The following is a 17,977-nucleotide window of genomic DNA, read 5'->3' on the forward strand; positions in this document are numbered from 1 at the left end:
CCTGAAATAAACATCCGCTACGTATTCTTTCATAACCTTTCCCAGCAGAAACAACGGAAAGGAAGGTTTCGTAATACGTTAAATCATCAGCAGTTTCCTTATTATGATACAGGTTATAGAAATACTATGAAGAAAAAAAAAGAAAAAAACGCATGCATGAAAAGGGAGAAAACCTTGACCTTCGGAACTTTTCGGGAATATGCTGATCATAACCAGTGAACCTCAGCCATGGGGAAACACAATGAAAAACAAAAGACTGCCTTCTCAGGATGAAAGATTCAGGAAGCAGCGCCGGCGCGTTCTGGCCGCCCTTGCCGTGACAGGTGTGGTGTACAGTTCCCCCGTGCTGTTTTCCATCAACGAAGCCTGTGCCGCCAGCCGCCCCTCGCGCCCCAGCCGGAGGCCCTCCAAGCCTTCCCGCAGGAGTCGCCCTTCCCGCAGACCTTCCCGGCCTTCACCTCCCAGCCGGCGCTCACGTCCGAGCAGGCCGCGGCCGCCCCATCCTGCTTCCCGCAGAAGCAGGCCTTCGCGCCCGGGCAGGCCTCCCGTACCTCCCCCCCCGCCCCCGCGCTTCCCTCTGTAACGGCTTTCCCTTCAGGGCGGGGAGGCTGAACTTCCTTTAATACGGGGCATGCCCCTCCTTCAAGCATCCCCTCACACAAGGGGGGACTCCAGAAAGAGCCGCGCCTCAGCGCTTTCCTCCCGCAGCGCTACGGGCACGGCTCTCTCTTCGAGAGGAAAAGACGTCATTTCCTTCCTTCCCGCCTTGCCTTTTCCGGGAGAATAAGCTCCCCCGCTATCTCCACGGCCGTGTTCTCTCTGTCGCCGGAAAAATACTACAGAGAGCCCCGGCCGCAGGTGAAAACATGACGGATGTACTCTTTGCCGGTATCCGGCAGCCCGTGCGCTTTCTCCACTGCCCGATGCTGCTTCAGCAGGTACGGCGTTTTTTTCATGCCTGGCCGCATGAAGTGCTGTCCCGACCCGCCGGAGAACCCCTCATACAGGTACGCGCTTTCGGACGGGAGGCAGGCAGCTACGACATACGCGCGCCATGGATTGCAGACTCCCTGCGGGAGCCTGCCACGGCAAGCGCCTTGTGCAGCCTTGCCATTGAACTTGTGGCCGCGTTCTGCGAAGAGCACCCGCAGATCACCTGTCTGCACGCGGCGGCCGTGCGCCTCGGCAACAACACGGCTCTTCTTCTCGGCAATAACCGCGCCGGAAAAAGTACCCTCGTCACCGGCCTCATGGCCCATGGACAGACCTGCCTGGGAGACGACCTCGTAGGCGTCACGGAAAAGGGGGAACTTTTGTCCTTCGGGATTCCTCCAAGACTCCGGCTTCCCCTGCCTCCCTCCGGGACTCTCACAGAATTCGTCATGAAAAACAAAGGGATCAGGGATGATCTCTACCAGTATGTGAGGGCGGGGCATGTCCTCTGCGCCCCTTTCGGGCAGCTTTCGCCCTTGACGCACATCATCATGCTGCAACGCATGAGCACGGGAAACGCCCAACTTATGCGCATCGGGCAGAGTTCCGGCCTCATACAGCTTCTGCCGCACTATGTCATGCGCAAAGGCTCCGCCGAAACCGTGCTCCGGCAGGCTTCTCGGCTGACAAAGGAGACTCCCGTACTGCTTTTCCGTTATGCCGACCTCGATGAAGCTGCGGCTTTTCTGCAAAGCGATCTCGAAATTTCCTCCGCCGCTTCGCAGCAATCCCCAGGCATGCAGGACTTCCTGCCGGACTTCTCCCTTACTGCCGGGCGTGCGGGGGAAGGCCCGCTTTCCCCGATCTGCTATATCCAGGCCCCCGGCGCGCGCCTGCGGATGGAACACGGCAGCGCCTTTCTGATAGACGGCGCTTCCAGCACTGTTTACGGGCTGAACAGCCTGGGAGAAAGCATCTGGAGCATGCTGAAACAGCCTTTGAGCGAGGCGGAAGCAGCCTTTTTATTGCGGGAGGCCTTTCAGGAGGTGGATAAGGGCCGCATAGAAAGCGATATCATCCAGCTGTTTTCCTTATTAAAGGAGAGAAAACTCATCGTGGAGCATAGGACCGAAGGCTGACTTGCCCTTTGTACGGCCCTTTCCGTAAGGCCGGGGAAACGACAGATTCCGGGCCTGCAACCTTTGCCCGGCTTCTTCTCATGCGGCGCATTGTATTTTCCGGGCATATTGCGTATGTTCTTCCCAACGCCTGTGAGGTCTGCCATGCCTGAAACTTTCCGCATATTCCGTTCCCTTCTCTTTGTCCTTTTCTTCCTGACCCTTGCCGGGAGTGGCCATGCCTGGGCGGGAGAAAAGGTCTGGCGCGTGCTGTATGTGGAAGGCGGTCCTTTTTCCAATTATCAGCAGACGCTTGCCCACACGGCGCGAGGCCTTGAAAAGCTGGGGCTCATCGACAACGGTCAGGTGGCTATACCGACAGGCACGGAATCCACCAGTGCCATGTGGCTGTGGCTGGCCGATCATGCCAAGGGCCGCGTCAAATTCCTGCGCGACGGCCACTATTCCGCAGAGTGGGACGCCGTGGCGCGCAAGAGCATACGGGAAGCTATCATCGAACGGGTACGGGAACGCAAGGACGTGGACATGATCATTGCCATGGGTACTTGGAGCGGACTCGATATGAGCTCGGAAGATCTGGGTATTCCTGTATTTTCCATGAGTGTGACCGACGCCGTGAGCGCGGGTATCGTGGCTTCCGCCGAAGATTCCGGCAAGGACAACGTCCATGCTCAGCTGGAGCCCGGGCGCTTCCGCCGCCAGATATCCATGTTCCATGAAATTTTCCACTTCAAGAAACTCGGTGTGCCCTTTGAAGATACTCCCGAAGGCCGCAACACCGCCGCCATGGACGAAATAGAACAGACGGCAAAGGAGCTCGGCATCGAACTGGTGCTCCGTTCCGCCCCTCTGGATCTGCCCGACCCGGAGGCCGCCTTCAGGAACCTCATGGGCTGTGTGACGGAGCTTTCCCAGGAGGCGGACGCCCTTTACCTCACCTATACCTCCACGCCCATGGACAAGATCCCGGAGCTCATGGTTCCCGTCATTAATGCGGGCATTCCCTCCTTTGCCCAGGCCGGGCCGCAGCTTGTGGAATACGGCGTGCTCATGAGCCTTGCCCAAGCCAGTTTCGCGGACATAGGGCAGTTCGAGGCCGAGGCCATAGCCGCCGTCATCCAGGGGAAAAAGCCCCGGGAAGTGAGCCAGATATTTGAACCCGAACTGGGCCTTGCCATCAATCTGAAAACAGCCATGCGCATAGGCTGGAACCCTCCTCTGGAAATTCTCGCTGCCGTGGATGAAATCTACCAGCAAATCCCGGCGGCTAACCATGAGTGATCTTCGCCTCCGCAGACTCCTCACAGGGGGCATACTCGCCCTGCTCTGCGCCCAGCTTCTCTACGGCGCCCTCATGCTCTCCGCACTATACAAGCAGTATCAGGAGCCGGTATTTCAGATAAACGGGCTGGTCTGCCGCGATATCGCCGATCACCTCGGCCTTCTGGTACGCGTAGGCAAAAGTCTCAGGCCTCAGACGGTGGAACGCTTTCTTTCCCTTTACCGCACAAGGACGGAGGCGGAAAACATCGCCGTAACCGATGCCTCCGGTAAAATCATTTTCCAGTGGGACCGGAACGAGAAAGCGGAGCTTTTCTCCCCCCCGGATGCGAAGGCCGTATTCGGCAACGTGCGGAAGTTCTCCACGGACGACAGCTTCTGGACCACCTGCCCCATCCTGGGCAGAAAGGACGCCGTGGCCGGGCATGTGTTCATGGCCCTCAACAAAACCCGCATTTCCCATCTCATCGCTCAGGCGGCGCAAAGTCAGCTCTGGATTTTTCTCGGCATATCCCTGGGGGAATGCGCCCTTCTGGCAATGCTCATGCGCTTTCTGGCCTTCCCTCCCGGCAGCAGCAGAAATCCTTCCGGCCTGAAGCTGCGCGTCTGCTTCATGCTTCCGCTCATTCTGGGGCAGATTCTTTTCCTCTTCCTGCTCCGCACGCCTCTTTCCCGTCTTTATGAAGCGGAAATGATCCATACCGGCGACCAGCTCGCCAGACAGATGGCGTGGGATCTGGAACGTCTTGCGGGTATGGGGCTGCCGGTGAGCGGTATTCACGGCATGGAACTGTGGATGATGGAAAGACAGCAACATGTCTCCACCCGGGGCATGGCCGTGTTCGACGTAACGGGACGCATGCACGCCGCCGCCGACGTGAACGGTTATCTGGAAAAGGCCGACTGGCAGCGCCGGGCGGAGGAACAGACCCCTGTCAAACTCGATATATGTCTTCCCTCGGACGGTTCTCCGGCCGGGAGCGTACAGGTGCTCATGGATCCGGCCACCGTGAGGAGCAACCTGCTCTCCGTCATGCTGGACAACCTGACCATGACGGTGGTTGCCGCGCTCTTTCTTTCCGAGCTGATTTTCCTTCTGCTCATGAGCGGGGGCGGGATGAAGGCCATGTCCACTTCTCCCGATTTCATGCGGCCCATCATTTTCGCCTGCCTCTTCGCTACGGAAATGTCCATGTCCTATGTGCCCATCCGCATCGGAGAACTGGGGCTTGACCTGTTCGGACTTCCGCCCGACGTAGTTTCCGGCCTGCCTGTTTCCTGCGAACTCTTCATGGCGGGGCTCGCCATGTTCGCAGGCGGATTCTGGAGCCAGAAGTCCGGCTGGAAGCCCATGCTGCTTTCCGGTGTACTGCTGGCCTGCCTGGGTTCCTTTGCAAGCTGGCTTTCCCCCACGGCCCTGCCCTTCATCCTCGCCCGAGGCATGTCCGGCCTGGGCTACGGATTCATCAACCTTTCCGCGCAGGTTTTCGTCATAGCCCATTCCTCCGAAAGCAGGCGGGCACACAACCTGGCCTTCATGTTCGCCGGGCTTTACGCGGGCACCCTGTGCGGCAGCACCATGGGCGGCCTTATTGCCGACAGACTCGGCTATCAGGCCGTGTTCCCGGCTTCCGCCGTCATGCTCGTGCTCACCCTGGCTGCTCTCTCGAAGCTCCTTCCGCAAGAAAAATGGCAGAGCGGGGAAAGTTCGGCCGCGCGCCTCAGCTTCCGTGAGGCCTTTGCCTTCCTCTCCGACAGGCACATGGGCTCTCTGCTTCTTTTCTTCATCATACCCAATGCCCTCATCACGGTATGCCTGTTCCAGTTCTTCATGCCTCTTTCCCTGAGTCAGGCCGGCATCTCCCCCGCCACCATAGGCCGCGTCTTTCTGCTGTACTGTATCATCGTCATGTTCGCCGGGCCGCTATTCGGTTCCCTTCTGGACAAGGCGAAAAGCATGGTGCCCCCACTTATTCTCTCCATGTTCATCGTGGTGCTCAGCCTCATGGCCCTTCTGGTACTGGAGGGACTGCCCGCCGCCATGCTCAGCGTGGCCCTTCTGGCCGTCAACACGGCCATTGCCTCCAACGGGCAGGGGGCTTACGCCCTCTCCCTGCCCGCAGCGCAGAACTTCGGCCGCGCCCGCACCATGGGCTTCTATAACGTGGCCATGCGCATAGGCCAGGTGCTCGGCCCGCTGAGCCTCGGCATCATGATGTCGTTGTGGAATGCCCGCACGGGCATCACCGTGCTCGCCGTGCTTACCGGCCTCTCGGCCCTGCTTTTCGCTGCCTTCAGCCTTATCCGCTCTTCTTCCAAGGAATCCTGATGCCTTTGCTTTTTCTGCGCAGAAAGGCCCTGCGCCATAACCTCGCCCTCGCCAATGAGCTGTGCCGCCGTACCGGAGCGGCGTGCATGTTCGTGTTCAAGGAAGCTCCGCTCCACGCGAAGCTCGTCTCCTCCCTGCTTGAAAAATCCCCCGTGCGCAGGCTCGGCATTGTGGCCTGGCCCGGCGAGGCCGTTTCTTTTCCTGAAGGGGTGAGCCTGCACCATGTGTATGCACCCTCCCCTCAGTCTACGGAACAGGCCGCGCATTGCCGGTGCGTATATATCGACTCTCTCTATGCCGCAACCATGCTGCATGCCGCATGCCGCGGCCCTCTTCCCGAAGTGCGTATTTCCCTGGAAGTGGGCGACTTGCGCGACGGCGTCCTGCCGGAAGAACTCCCTGCGCTCTGTGAAGCCGTACACCGCCTCGGCCTGCCCCTGCGCGGCCTTTCCGTCAACTTCGCCTGTCTGACAAGCCACGCTCCCACCACGGAACTCCTGTGCTTTGCCGCAACGCAGCTTGAATCTGTGCGCAACTTATGCGTGGAAGGGGGCGATATTTCCGCCGGAGGCACCGATGTGCTGGAACTTGCGGAAAAAGGGCCTCTCCCCCCCGGCATCGGGGAAATCCGCTGCGGCACGGGCGTAATGCTCGGTGTGTACCCCCTTTCCGGTCGCCCCCTGCCCGGAGGCAGGCAGGACACCTTCCGACTGGAGGCCCATGTGATGGAATGTCGTGTGAAAAACGGCCGTATCATGGCTCTTCTGGATGTGGGGAGCTTCCACACCGCACCGGAAAAACTGATTCCCCCACTGCCGGGCATGGCCTTCTGCGGAGCCTCTTCGGCCTATGCTTCCTTCGATGTGACGGACTGCCCGGAAAACATACGCGAAGGCATGTCCCTTTCCTTCGGACTGGAGTATCATTCTCTTTCCCGCGCTCTGATTTCCCGCGCCCTGCCCATGATTTCGGAGGACTCATGAAAGACCTATCGTTCCGCCCCGCACAGGAACAGGATCTGGATGAAATGGTGCGCCTGGAGCTCCGTGTGGAGGCCGCCCTTCCCTCCCGCGATATCTTCGCCGTGGATGAAAAAGAATTCTATCTGCCCATCCTGCGGGGAAAAGGGCATATTCTTCTGGCGTTTGATGAAGAAGAGAGCCTGGCCGGAGCGAGCGTCATACGCTTTCCCGACGCAAACGACCCGGAAAACCTGGGGAGAGGCCTTCTGCCGGAAGAAAGTCTGGAAAGAGTCCGGCACCTCGAATCCGTCTTCGTCCGACCCGACATGCAGGGGCAGAAGCTCGCGGAGCGCCTCGTGCGGGAAAACATGCGCCGCACGGAAAAAAGCGGCCGCACCCTTTCCCTGGCCACGGCATGGCCGGGCAATGCCGCAAGCCTGAAACTGCATCTGAACCTCGGCCTTTTCATCCGTGCCTTCGCCTTCAAATACGGAGGAAAAGCGCGTTTTATCCTCATGAGCGGCGGCATGATCGACGCTCATGCCGAACCCTTGTTCGTGGATGCCATGGATATTGCAGGGCATCGCGCCGCTCTTGATACGGGCCTGGCGGGTGTAGCCCTCCGCCGCACAGAGTACGGCCAATCCTTTCAAGTGGAATACCGGCCTACGGCAAAGCCTGCCGGGCTATGCTGACGGGCGGCTACAGGAACCGCAGCGCTCCGTCAAAAATGCGTGTCATTTCCCATCCTCTTGCTTGCTTCGGCAAGACGCCCTTCCGGCAGAATACGCGGACATCTACGGGGTAGCGCTCTGCTTCCGAAGCGCGGCCCCAAGCTGCCTTCCATGGGAAGAACCCTATTCCCCCTCGCCGCTCTGTCTTCCCACCCGTTTTTCTCCCTTCCCCCATCTTCACAAGAAAAAAGAAGGCTCCCTACCCCGAAAAGAAAAAAAATGCTTGACTGCCCGGGGCAAAACGACTAAACACATTTCTGCAACAGCGAGTTGCTTCGTTCCCCGATAGCTCAATAGGCAGAGCGGGTGACTGTTAATCACTAGGTTGGCGGTTCAAGTCCGTCTCGGGGAGCCAAATTTCAAAGCCTGCGTTTTAGTAGGCTTTTTCATTTTAACAAAAGCGATTCCGAAACCTTCTTCAGGGCAAAGTTTCAAAACCGGGTGTGCGTCTTCTCAGAACACTACGCAACGGAACAGCGCACGAAGAAGGCGACGGCAAAAGTCCGGGGGGAAAAAGGTTCTTCCCCGGAACCTTACCGCCGCCTTGTCTTTTCAGAAAAACTCTACTCCGCCGAACGCCTGAAGCAGAGCATGGTGATATCGTCCGACTGCGCGGCCGTCCCCCGATGCGCCTTCACGGCAGCCAGAACACCGTGCAGCACTTCATCGGGCGAAGCGGAGCGCAAGGTCTCCAGCGTAGCGGCGATGCGCTCTTCTCCGAAAAGTTCCAGCTTTTCGTTCATGGCCTCGGATACGCCGTCGGTATAAAGCAGGCAGTATTCCCCGGGAGCGAGCTCGGCACTGCATGCCTCGTAGTCCATCCCCTGCATGGCCCCCACCAGCGGGCCGCTGGTTTCCGTAAGCATTCTCACCGGTACGGAGGGATCGGGATTGACCACAAAAGGCGGGCAGTGCGCGCCGCTCGCATAGTCCAGCCTGCCGCTCGCCGGATCGAAAAGCCCGATGAACAGGGTGACGAACATGCAGGAGGGATTATTTTCGGCAAGGCGCTCATTGATGCGCAGCATGGCTTCCGAACAGGAAAGACCTTCTGCCAGGGCGTAGCGCACCAGCGTCACCGTCATGGACATGAAGAGAGCTGCGGACACGCCCTTGTCGGAAACATCTCCGATGACCACCGCCTGCCGCCCGTCGGGCACGGTGAAGAAGTCGTACAGATCGCCGCCCACTTCCTTGGCCGGTTCCAGAAAAGCCGCTGCCGAATAGCCGAGGCTTTTCGGCGCGCCGTCCGGCGGAGGCAGGATGCCCATCTGTATGTCGCGCGCGGCGTTCAGTTCACCCTGCATCCTCTGGCGTACGGCCAGAGTGTCCACCAGGCGGTGAATATTTTCATCGAGAGCCTTCACCATGTGGGCGAAGGCCCCGGCAAGCTGGCCCACTTCGTCCGTCCTTTCCACGGGAAGCCCTTCGACAATGTCTTCCGAAAAGCCCACGCCCCGCTCGGAACTGAAATCCTCGCGCGCTATTTCGCCGGCCCTGCGGGTAAGCAGGCGAAGGGGCGCAATGATACGCATGGTGAGTACCAGCATGACAAGAAGGCTCAGCACCAGAAGACCCGCCGCCACGCCGAAGAGATGCCGCGCCAGAGCTTCCGCCGGACCGGTAATGGCTTCCAGTGGAATGAAAGCCCCCACATACCAGTCCATGGCCTTGAAATAGGCCAGGCGATACAGGACGGGTTCTTCCGCCCCTTCCGTATCGCCCTCCAGCGCCGCCCCTTTGCGTACCCTTGCGAGCACCTCTTCGGGGATGGAGGCAAGCGACATGGACATGCCCTTGCCCGCAAGAACGCGGCCATCGGAGGAAATAATGGATATGGAAGCTCCCCTGCTCAGCTCCAGACTGTCCAGCCGCTCCTGTATGCCGAGCACCATACGCCGCTCCAGAAGCTTCCTGCTCTGTTCCGTATCGGCCACAGGATCGGAGAGAAGAAGCGTACCCAGCCCCTTCACAGGCATGAAGCACACCAGCACGGGTACTTCCTGATCCCCGGGACCGGGCAGACGCACCATGGCGAACTGCCCATCTGACAGGGATTCACGGTGCTCCAGCATGGAGTGTATGGACTGCCCCTTGAAATCCTGCCGCCCTTCTTCCATGATCAGCTTGGCAATATCCCCAGCAAGCACCTCATTGCCTTCCTTATCATAAAAGGCAAGATACACGCCGCCGGATACAAGCACCTTCCTCCACTGGGCGAGGCTCTGCAGCACCTCTTCCTCGTGCTCGGAAAGCAACATGTCACGTATCATGGCGCCGTACTGACGGAGGTTGCGCTTGGACTCCAGCACCGATTCCACCTCGGAGGTGAGCAGGTGCAGGTAGCGGACGCTCAGGCTGTCTTCCACCAGCATGACGGTATTGACGAACGATTCCCGCTCTCTCTGCATGGCGCTTTCCAGAAGGCTTGCACGGCTGAAAAGAATAATGGGAACCGCTGCAAGGCTGATAGCACAGCCTACGAGCAGAAAAAGCTTGCTGCGCAGAGAAAAATTCATGCCTCTTCCCCCTCCATGCGCTGAAGTTTCTTGCGCAGGCCTTCACGGGTGATTCCCAGAAGCTCCGCCGCCTTCACCTTCCGCCCGCCGGAGAGTTCCAGCGCTCGGCGTATGATGATTTCTTCCGCTTTCTGGAGGTTGAGGGGCAGCTCCAACGCCTCCGGCTCCCCTTCCTGTTCCCTCCGGCACAGGTATTCCTTCCCCGCCTCAGATTCCAGGATACGACGGGACAAGTGCGAAAGCTCCACCACCTCGCCCGGCGTGAGAGCTGCCGCACGCTTCATTTCATTGTTGAGTTCCCGCACGTTGCCCGGCCAGGGATAGCGCAGAAAAAGCCCCTGTACCGCCGGGGAAAGCATGAGCCTTTCCCTTCCCATCTCCGCGCAGTAGCGCTCCAGAAAAGACTGGGCCAGAAGAAGGATATCGTCCCCACGTTCGCAAAGCGGCGGCAGGCGCAGCTCCACCACGTTGACGCGGTAAAAAAGATCCTCGCGGAAGCGCCCTTCTTTCACCGCTTCCTCCAAGTTGACGTTGGTGGCGGAAACAAGGTTGATATCCACATGCACGGGCGTGGCGCTGCCCACGCGCATGACTTCCTCCTCTTCCAGTACGCGCAGAAGCTTGGCCTGGTTGGGAAGGCTCATTTCCGCAAGCTCGTCCAGAAAAAGCGTCCCGCCGCTCGCCTCTTCCACAAGCCCCTTGCGGGCCGTCACGCCTGTGGCCACGCCCTTTTCTATACCGAACATGGCGCTTTCAAACAGCGTATCGGGAATGGCCGTGCAGTTCACAGCGATGAAAGGCCCGCGGCTGCGCGGAGACTGATGGTGCAGAAAGCGTGCCAGCACTTCCTTACCTGTGCCCGTAGGACCGAGAATAAGCGTATTGATGGGCCGCCTGGCAATGGAACGGGCCATCTCAAACACGCGGCGCATAGGTTCGCTCTGGCCTATGATACCGTTGCCGGGCGAATACAGGGCTTCCACACTCTTCTGCAACTCGTCGTTTTTTTCCAGAAGTACCCTGTGCAGGGCTTCAAGTTCGGCATTCTTGGCGCGAAGCTGCTGTATGAGCTGACTGTTCTGAAATTCGCGCGCTTCCACGCGCACCAGCATCATACCGAAGGCTTCGGCAAGGCGCACCAGCTCATCCGGCCCGGAACCGTCACGGGTCAGATCGAAAAGCCGGTCCGTATCTGCGTGCTTGCCCAGGGCCAGCTCCCCGCAAAGATCCGTCAGCAAAGGCAGCAGCCTGTCCGTCCCCTTATTCTCCACCTTCTCTCTCCTTCATATCTTGTCCCTTCCCGGCAGGCGGAGCCATGCGCTCCCTTCCCCGCTCCGGACTTTCCCGGATCCACACCGTTGTCCGGTGGACACTATCTTTACGCCGGAAACTAAGTACGCTCCAGGCTCTGTACCCAGCGCAACACTTCCGCCACCGGGCCTATGAGGTCCTGCGGGATATAGGCGTTCTCCGTACCGTCGCGGTACAACGCCTGCGCCAGAGGCACGTTGCGCATGATGGGAATACCTTCCTGCTTCGCCACTTCCATCATCCGCTGCGCAAGGTAGCCCTCTCCCTTGGCCAATACCACGGGCAGGGGAGTCCTGTCCTTTTCATAATCCAAAGCCACGGCGTAATGGGTCGGGTTAGTCACAAGCACCTTCGCTTTTCTCACATTGTCAAGGGAGTTCTGGGCGATCATTTCCTTATGCAGCTGCTTACGCTTGCTCTTGATATGCGGGTCGCCCTCACTTTCCTTGAATTCTCTCTTCACCTCGTCCTTGCTCATCATGTGGTTCTGATTGTACTTGTAGCGCTGGTACAGATAGTCCAGAGCCGCAATGACGCAGAAAGCCCCGGCCGAGATAAGCACAAGATCGTTCGCTGCCGAACCTATGACTGTCCACATGGCTCCTATGCCGCTTTTCGGCATACCGAAAAGCACAGGCAGGTAGTCGCTGAGCACCATGTACACCACGCCCCCGAGCACCCCCACTTTAATGAGGTTCTTGACCAGCTCAAAAAGGTTCTTCATGGAAAAGACTTTCTGAAACCACTTTTTCGGGTCAAGATTCTCCAATTTGGGCATGGCGGCCTTCACGGCGAAAAGCACGCCCGTCTGTGCGAGAGTGCTCACAAGGGCCACAACCATGACTACACCCACCAGCGGAGCCACGAGCATGATGGAGGCGTCGATGATAAAAGGCGCAACCTTGGCCATGGCCTCATGAAAAGGCAGGGACATGAACTGCATAGGCACAAGCACCATGCCCTGAAGCGTATCGAAAATATTCCCGGCATTGGCGGCAAGATACACTCCCACCGCAAGTATGGTAAGCGCAGGCGCGATATCCTGCCCTTTACATACATCGCCTTTTTCCCGGGCTTCCCGCAATCGTTTTGGTGTAGGCTGTTCTGTTTTTTCGTCGCTCATGGCAGAAGCACCCGCAAATACTGCAAATCGGAACCGAAGGAATCAAACATGCCCACCGCCCCGGTCATGAGCATGCTGAAATAGAAAATAAGCAGCAGGGAGGCAAGACCGCTCTTCACCGGCATGGCCAGCACATAGACGTTGAGCTGGGAGGCGAAGCGGTTGATGAGCCCGAGGGAAATGTCGGTAAGCAGACAGGCCACCACCACGGGGCCGGCAAGCAGCATCATGTCGAGCGCAAGGTCGCTTACCTTTTCCGCAAAGAACAACGGCAGCGCGGGTCGTTCAAACAGCGCGGAAGGCAGCAGGGAAAAAACGGGCCAGCACTCATAACTTGCATAGACGATGCCGAGAAAGGTGAGAAAGGCCCCTGTGGAAAAAAACACATACACGGCGCTCTGAAAGAAAAAAGAGCCCGTGGGCGAGGTCTGTTCACCGGCCAGGGGATCGGTTTCCGTAGCCTGGCCCGCGCCTCGCTGGTTGTCGATGAAAAAGCCCGCGCACTGTATGGTCCAGAACAACATGCCTGCAAGAAGGCCCATGAGCATGCCGAGAAAGACTTCCTTGGCGACAAGCGCACCCATGTGCAGACCGGAAACCAGGGTAAGACCATCCCAAGGGGGAAGCTGGCCGAGCAACATGGGGTGCAGCACCATATAGCAGGCCAGCACGAGGGTGAAGCGCAGCTGCCCCGTCACCAGCGTGCCCCCCATGAAGGGGGCCGTCTGCATGAGCATGAAAAGGCGCGGCGTCCCCAGAAGGAACGCCAGAAGATGCTGCTGCGGCGAAAATCCCCAGAACAGACCGGTATCCACGCTTCACGCCCCCCAGAGCCCTGCTTTTTTCATCTCCTCTTCCTTTTCGCGGAAAAAAGGACAGACAAACCTCTTCTGCGAAAAAAGCCTAGAGCAGATAAAATCTTGTAAATATCTCGTCGGCATAGCGGAGAATCTCGCCGGACATCCAGCCGCCCAGAAGGAACAGGGAAAGGACCACGGCTATGAGCTTCACACCGAAGGTGAGTGTCTGTTCCTGAAGCTGTGTCACCGCCTGCACCAGGCTGAGCACTATGCCGATCACCGACGCAATGACGATGGGAGGCAGAGAGATCACAAGCACCAGATACAGAGCCTGGCTGGCATAGTCCATAGCGATGCTGTTCATGCCTACTCCTATATCCTGATGCGGCTCACGGGCTGCACCGAGATTTCCGGCGTCACTTCCTGATAGGCCATGACGGGCAATTCATAATACTTGCTCTCGATGAGGCGGCGCACATAGCGCCGTATGTCCATGGATGCCATGAGTACGGGCTTCTGCGTGCTGCCTTTATGCTTGCCCACGGCCTCGCCCACGGCTTTGATGATGCGCTGCGAAGTGTCCGGGTCGAGCGAAAGGAAGGCTCCGGCCGAAGTCTGGCGCACGGCCTTGCGTATGGTTTCCTCAAGGGAAGGATCCATGAGTATGGCGGGGAGCATGTTCTGTCCGCGCGAATACATGTAGCTTATCTGCCGCTTCAGGGCGCTGCGCACATATTCGGTGAGCATGACCACATCCTTTTCCTTGGGGCTCCACTCGATGAGCGCCTCAAGAATACTGCGAAGATCGCGTATGGAAATCTGTTCCTGCACCAGGCGCTGGAAAATTTCCGCGATGCGCTGCACGGGCAGAAGGCGCGTCACTTCACGGACAAGATCGGGCGCGCGCTCTTCCATGCGGTCAAGCAGATACTTGCTTTCCTGCATTCCGAGGAAACTGGACGCATGACGGGAAAGCAGAAGCGAAAGGTGATAGGCCAGGATGCGGGCATGGGGCATGCAGGTGATACCCGCCTGCTCAAGGCGCGCCCTGTCTTCATCGGCCACCCACAAAGGATCCACATCCGGCAGGAAGGGATCGCCTTCATGGCAGGAAACGCCGAGCAGCTCCAGATTGACCTTCTTTTCCCGCACAATGACCATACCCTTCACAAGCCTTCCGTGAGCCATGGGGATTTCATTGAGGTTGAGCATGTAGCCCAAGGAAGGCAAGCTGGGATTGGGCCGGATGTTGATACCCGGGAAAGGCACCCCAAGGTCGAAATAAAGCGCACGCCGGAGGCTGGAAAGCTCATCGTTCAACGAATCATAGTCCATGGATTCGCCGATATCGGGCGCAATATCCAGAATGATGGGCACTGTGGGGGAAAAGTCGTCCTGCGGGCCGGAGGAACGGCGGGGCCTTTTCTCCGCCGCCGGGGCGAGGGAACGGGAAAGCTCGGCCTTGCTGTCCTTCTTTTGCGGAGCGGAAGCTATGCGCTCCAGTACATAGCCGAAGCCGCCCACGGCAAAAGCCAGGGTAAAAAGCTGCGGCTTGGGGAAACCGGGAATGAGGGCGAAGAGGAAGATCAGCGCGCCCGCCATCTGCAGGGCCTTGGGCTGGGCGAAGAACTGCTGCCCCACTTGTGCACCCACGTTGTCGCCGCTGTCGCCGGAACGGGTGATGAGGATACCTGCGGAAATGGACACCAGGAGCGAGGGAATCTGGGAAACCAGGCCGTCGCCGATGGTGAGGATGCCGTAGGTGTGCATGGCCTGCCCGGCTGTCATGCCGTGCTGGGTTATGCCGATGATGGTGCCGCCCACGATATTGATGACGGCGATGATCATGCCGGCGATACTGTCGCCCTTCACGAACTTCATGGCGCCGTCCATGGCTCCGTACATCTGGCTTTCCAGCTGCACGCGGTTGCGTCGATCCTGAGCTTCCGCCATGTCTATGACGCCCGCGCGCATGTCCGCGTCGATGGACATCTGCTTACCGGGCATGGCGTCCAGCGTGAAACGCGCGCCTACTTCAGCCACACGCTCCGCACCCTTGGCTATAACGAGGAACTGCACGATGGTGAGGATGATGAATACCACAGCGCCCACCACAAAGTTGCCGCCCAGAGCAAATTCGCCGAAGGTGAAGATGATCTCGCCAGCGTCCGCCTGAAGCAGAATAAGGCGCGTGGTAGTGATGTTCAGGCCCACACGAAAAAGCGTGGTGAAGAGCAGCATGGTGGGGAAGGAGGAAAAGTCCAGCGCCGTCTTCACATACATGGACATCATGAGCATGAGAAACGACAACGTCATGTTCACGCCGATGAGCGTGTCCACCAGCGGGGTGGGCAGGGGCACGATCATGAGCGCCACCACCACCACGAGCAGCATGACCATGGTGATATCGTTGTGGCGCGTCATCAGACTGACGCCGCGCGACGCCTTTTCCATCAAGCTCATGCGTTCTTTCCTCCACCGGCAAGGAACAGGTATTCGTCAAGGGCGGCGCGGGCCTCTTCCCTACGGCCTTCCAGCCAGAGGGCCTGCGCCTTCATGAGGTGCAGCGCGGCCTGGCGGGAAGAAAGCACCCTTCCACTCATGGCGCCGCGCAGATATTCCAATGCCTTTGCGCCCTGCCCTTCGTCTATGGCGAGGGCGGCAAGGCCCGCAAGCGCCAGCCTGTCCGGTTCCTGCCCGGGCGCAAGGGCGGCAAGGGCGGCATAGATTCTGCCCGCCCGGGCCTGCTGCCCCATGCGCAGCATCATATAGCCAAGCACATGCAGGGTACGCCGCTGTTGCTCTTGCAGCACACCCATGTCAGCCTCCTATCATCAGGCCGAGGTAGGCCTGCAAAAGCTGCCCGTTCTGCAGAAGGGGCGTCAGCTCCTCCGAGAGCATGGCCTGAACGGCAGGATCGGAACTGCCTTCCAGGTCGCGCAGACAGGATTCCAGGGTGCCGGAAAAAATTTCCGGGTTCAACATGGAGCCGTCCCCCACGTCGGGACAGAGGGCCTGCTCCACAAGCTGCCAGGCATTGCCCGGGGCGTAGAGTTCCTCAAGGCCCGGCTCGTTCAGAGCGTTGGAGGCCAGTTCCCGGGCCCTCGGCAGGTTCGCGGGTTCCGGCATGTCCATGACATGCTGTATTCCCAGGGAAGGATCGAGAAGATTAATGGAAGAGGGCATCGTTCATGCTCCTTGACATGGTTGCAGGTTCAGCGCCATGGCCCGAAAGGGCGACGCCTACGCCCCGTGCATGAGGTCTGCCAGAAAGCGCAGCGCGTTCTCCAGGGAAGCCGCCGTAACCTTCTCTTCCTCCATACGGGTGAGAAGCATGCCCCGGCCGGAAAAAAAGCCGGCGGCAAGAGGCATGGGCAGGCCGCGCCTGTAGTCGCAAAGCGCAAGCAGGCGGCGCACCGCAGCCGTATCATGCTCGGGCAGCGGCGCGGAAAGGTAGGCCAGAATTTCCCCCCTGCCGTTATCTTCCGCTTTCTCAAGATAGAAACTGCCTATGTTCGCAATATCCAGCCTGACCAGTCCCTCCGGGGAAAACGACAGAGATTCCAGACCGATCCTGCGCCCGAAGGCCTCTATTTCATGCTCCAGCATAGACTACCCTTCCTGTTGGGCCAGATATTCGTCCTCTCGTTCCACAGCCTTGTCCACGGCTTCCTGCACGGCTTCCAGCACCTTCATGCGACCCTGATCGTCGTCGAAAAGCGCGACGGGGAAGTTCCTCGTGGTATTCAGAAGCTCCTGCAGGAACAGCACCTCCCTTTCTATATCGGGGGCGCACGCCTTGGCAAGGATGCCCTCTATCTGCGCAGAGGAGAGGAAACGCTTCGTGCGCAGATCCACAATATCGCCCAGAAGCCCCATGGCGGTAAGCGATCCCTCGCGCATTTTCACTCCGTGCACATTCTCCCACCGCTCCATCATCTTCTCGCACAGCCGATAGGCGCTCTGGGTAAGGCGCACCTTGCCGAGGTTCTCGTGCACGCTCTCCAAGTGGCGCACGCCCATACTGGGCGTGTCCGCCGCAATGTCGGCGCTCAGCGCGGAGAAAAGGAAATCCATGGCGCGTTCAAAATCGCCGCCGTAAGTTTCAAGCACATGGGCAAAGACCTCGTTCACCGTGGAAAATTCGCACACCGTGCGGCGGTAGAAGTCGCGCATGCCGTCGCTTCCGCCAAGGTCGGCAAAGCCTCGGGCTGCCAGCGCGCCCTGCACGCCCGCACGCACGGCAGGCCCTTCCTTCTCCTCCAGCTCGGCTATGGCGGCCCCCACATCCTCAAGAAGGGCCTCATCCGCGCCCTCCGCGCGCAGCTCTTCCTGCATCTGCTTCAGCGCGGCCCACGCATCGGAAGGGTCGGGGAAATATTCCCGCACCTTGTCCAGCGCACGGCGCGAGTCAGCGCGGTTTCTCAGGCTGTCGCGCATCTGGTTGAGCTCTTCGCTCTTGCCCGCCTCGTGCATGAGTTCCTGGTAGAGCTTCACGCGCTCTTCCTCAGACTCCCTTATCTTGTCGCGCTCCTTGCGTTCTTCGAGCTCAAAGTCATCCGTGGTGTCGGCGGAAAAGGAAAGCTCCTCTGCCGCATCGGCGAGCAGGGATTCCGGCGAGGGGACCTGAACCACGGAGTTCCCCATAAAACTGCCGCTGGCCGCATGGGTCTCCGCCTGATGCGCAGCTCCTCCCGTATAGAAAGGGCTGGATATGGAATCTATAGGCATGGTATGCACTCCTTACATATACTGTCATATGCCATGCAAAGATCATGCCATAACGGCTATTACCTGTGGCACGCTGATTTTTTTGCCGTTGCAAGCCTCCTACGGCTCTGCTAGT

The 17,977-nt window shown here is 59.0% G+C and carries 16 protein-coding genes and 1 tRNA gene; 7 read left to right on the top strand and 10 right to left on the bottom strand.

The genetic code is table 11. The features are described 5' to 3' along the window. From K8W16_RS03430 to K8W16_RS03460, 7 genes are all read left to right on the top strand, one after another. Positions 1–219: hypothetical protein (locus K8W16_RS03430; protein ID WP_304121174.1), on the top strand; the 219-nt coding region annotated here is incomplete at its 5' end. Between the two features lie 647 nt (positions 220–866). Then, positions 867–2,072 carry a PqqD family peptide modification chaperone gene (locus K8W16_RS03435; RefSeq protein ID WP_304121176.1) on the top strand — a complete coding sequence of 402 codons (1,206 nt, stop codon included), beginning with the start codon at positions 867–869 and terminating at the stop codon, positions 2,070–2,072. Between the two features lie 144 nt (positions 2,073–2,216). Next, a complete protein-coding gene (locus tag K8W16_RS03440) occupies positions 2,217–3,353 on the top strand; it encodes an ABC transporter substrate-binding protein (RefSeq protein ID WP_304121178.1) in 1,137 nt (378 codons plus the stop codon). Continuing rightward, positions 3,346–5,682, top strand: coding sequence for an MFS transporter (locus K8W16_RS03445; protein ID WP_304121179.1), 2,337 nt, complete (start codon positions 3,346–3,348; stop codon positions 5,680–5,682). The genes K8W16_RS03440 and K8W16_RS03445 overlap by 8 nt, the downstream gene beginning before the upstream one ends. Further along, positions 5,682–6,665 carry an alanine racemase gene (locus K8W16_RS03450; RefSeq protein WP_304121181.1) on the top strand — a complete coding sequence of 328 codons (984 nt, stop codon included), beginning with the start codon at positions 5,682–5,684 and terminating at the stop codon, positions 6,663–6,665. The genes K8W16_RS03445 and K8W16_RS03450 overlap by 1 nt, the downstream gene beginning before the upstream one ends. Then, positions 6,662–7,339, top strand: coding sequence for a GNAT family N-acetyltransferase (locus tag K8W16_RS03455; protein WP_304121183.1), 678 nt, complete (start codon positions 6,662–6,664; stop codon positions 7,337–7,339). Before K8W16_RS03450 ends, K8W16_RS03455 begins: the two co-directional genes overlap by 4 nt. A 318-nt stretch (positions 7,340–7,657) precedes the next feature. Then, positions 7,658–7,733: transfer RNA gene (locus K8W16_RS03460), tRNA-Asn, on the top strand. A 208-nt stretch (positions 7,734–7,941) separates the two neighbouring features. Here the strand turns inward: K8W16_RS03460 and K8W16_RS03465 are convergent. The 10 genes from K8W16_RS03465 to sctW all read right to left on the bottom strand — a co-directional run bounded on the left by K8W16_RS03465 (position 7,942) and on the right by sctW (position 17,862). Next, the gene (locus K8W16_RS03465) at positions 7,942–9,897 is read right to left on the bottom strand and encodes a PP2C family protein-serine/threonine phosphatase (protein WP_304121185.1); all 1,956 of its coding nucleotides are present in this window, start codon (positions 9,895–9,897) and stop codon (positions 7,942–7,944) included. Then, positions 9,894–11,168 (bottom strand): sigma-54-dependent Fis family transcriptional regulator, encoded by a 1,275-nt coding sequence (locus K8W16_RS03470; RefSeq protein WP_304121187.1) that lies wholly within the window; start codon positions 11,166–11,168, stop codon positions 9,894–9,896. Before K8W16_RS03470 ends, K8W16_RS03465 begins: the two co-directional genes overlap by 4 nt. Positions 11,169–11,287: 119 nt before the next feature. Next, the gene (gene sctU, locus K8W16_RS03475) at positions 11,288–12,331 is read right to left on the bottom strand and encodes a type III secretion system export apparatus subunit SctU (protein ID WP_304121188.1); all 1,044 of its coding nucleotides are present in this window, start codon (positions 12,329–12,331) and stop codon (positions 11,288–11,290) included. After that, positions 12,328–13,146, bottom strand: coding sequence for a type III secretion system export apparatus subunit SctT (gene sctT, locus K8W16_RS03480; RefSeq protein ID WP_304121189.1), 819 nt, complete (start codon positions 13,144–13,146; stop codon positions 12,328–12,330). Before sctT ends, sctU begins: the two co-directional genes overlap by 4 nt. 88 nt (positions 13,147–13,234) lie before the next feature. Continuing rightward, positions 13,235–13,495 (bottom strand): type III secretion system export apparatus subunit SctS, encoded by a 261-nt coding sequence (gene sctS / locus K8W16_RS03485; RefSeq protein ID WP_294555786.1) that lies wholly within the window; start codon positions 13,493–13,495, stop codon positions 13,235–13,237. Between the two features lie 8 nt (positions 13,496–13,503). After that, positions 13,504–15,594 carry a type III secretion system export apparatus subunit SctV gene (gene sctV / locus K8W16_RS03490; protein WP_304121192.1) on the bottom strand — a complete coding sequence of 697 codons (2,091 nt, stop codon included), beginning with the start codon at positions 15,592–15,594 and terminating at the stop codon, positions 13,504–13,506. Next, complete coding sequence (locus K8W16_RS03495; RefSeq protein WP_304121194.1) at positions 15,591–15,950, bottom strand: hypothetical protein; 360 nt, start codon at positions 15,948–15,950, stop codon at positions 15,591–15,593. Before K8W16_RS03495 ends, sctV begins: the two co-directional genes overlap by 4 nt. 1 nt (position 15,951) lies before the next feature. Further along, a complete protein-coding gene (locus K8W16_RS03500) occupies positions 15,952–16,317 on the bottom strand; it encodes a type III secretion protein (protein ID WP_304121196.1) in 366 nt (121 codons plus the stop codon). Positions 16,318–16,374: 57 nt separating this feature from the next. After that, entirely contained in the window at positions 16,375–16,740 is a 366-nt protein-coding gene (locus K8W16_RS03505) for a CesT family type III secretion system chaperone (RefSeq protein WP_304121198.1), read from the bottom strand. Between the two features lie 3 nt (positions 16,741–16,743). Further along, positions 16,744–17,862 carry a type III secretion system gatekeeper subunit SctW gene (sctW, locus tag K8W16_RS03510; RefSeq protein ID WP_304121200.1) on the bottom strand — a complete coding sequence of 373 codons (1,119 nt, stop codon included), beginning with the start codon at positions 17,860–17,862 and terminating at the stop codon, positions 16,744–16,746. Between the last annotated feature and the right edge of the window lie 115 nt (positions 17,863–17,977).

The organism is Mailhella massiliensis (genome assembly GCF_020741395.1).
GTDB lineage: Bacteria > Desulfobacterota > Desulfovibrionia > Desulfovibrionales > Desulfovibrionaceae > Mailhella > Mailhella massiliensis_A.

Bases quoted from the DNA above. Each gene is read 5' to 3' on its own strand.
- K8W16_RS03435 (WP_304121176.1), top strand. From the start codon at position 867: ATGACGGATGTACTCTTTGCCGGTATCCGGCAGCCCGTGCGCTTTCTC.
- K8W16_RS03440 (WP_304121178.1), top strand. From the start codon at position 2,217: ATGCCTGAAACTTTCCGCATATTCCGTTCCCTTCTCTTTGTCCTTTTC.
- K8W16_RS03445 (WP_304121179.1), top strand. From the start codon at position 3,346: ATGAGTGATCTTCGCCTCCGCAGACTCCTCACAGGGGGCATACTCGCC.
- K8W16_RS03450 (WP_304121181.1), top strand. From the start codon at position 5,682: ATGCCTTTGCTTTTTCTGCGCAGAAAGGCCCTGCGCCATAACCTCGCC.
- K8W16_RS03455 (WP_304121183.1), top strand. From the start codon at position 6,662: ATGAAAGACCTATCGTTCCGCCCCGCACAGGAACAGGATCTGGATGAA.
- K8W16_RS03465 (WP_304121185.1), bottom strand. From the start codon at position 9,897: ATGAATTTTTCTCTGCGCAGCAAGCTTTTTCTGCTCGTAGGCTGTGCT.
- sctU (WP_304121188.1), bottom strand. From the start codon at position 12,331: ATGAGCGACGAAAAAACAGAACAGCCTACACCAAAACGATTGCGGGAA.
- sctS (WP_294555786.1), bottom strand. From the start codon at position 13,495: ATGAACAGCATCGCTATGGACTATGCCAGCCAGGCTCTGTATCTGGTG.
- sctV (WP_304121192.1), bottom strand. From the start codon at position 15,594: ATGAGCTTGATGGAAAAGGCGTCGCGCGGCGTCAGTCTGATGACGCGC.
- K8W16_RS03495 (WP_304121194.1), bottom strand. From the start codon at position 15,950: ATGGGTGTGCTGCAAGAGCAACAGCGGCGTACCCTGCATGTGCTTGGC.
- K8W16_RS03500 (WP_304121196.1), bottom strand. From the start codon at position 16,317: ATGCCCTCTTCCATTAATCTTCTCGATCCTTCCCTGGGAATACAGCAT.
- K8W16_RS03505 (WP_304121198.1), bottom strand. From the start codon at position 16,740: ATGCTGGAGCATGAAATAGAGGCCTTCGGGCGCAGGATCGGTCTGGAA.
- sctW (WP_304121200.1), bottom strand. From the start codon at position 17,862: ATGCCTATAGATTCCATATCCAGCCCTTTCTATACGGGAGGAGCTGCG.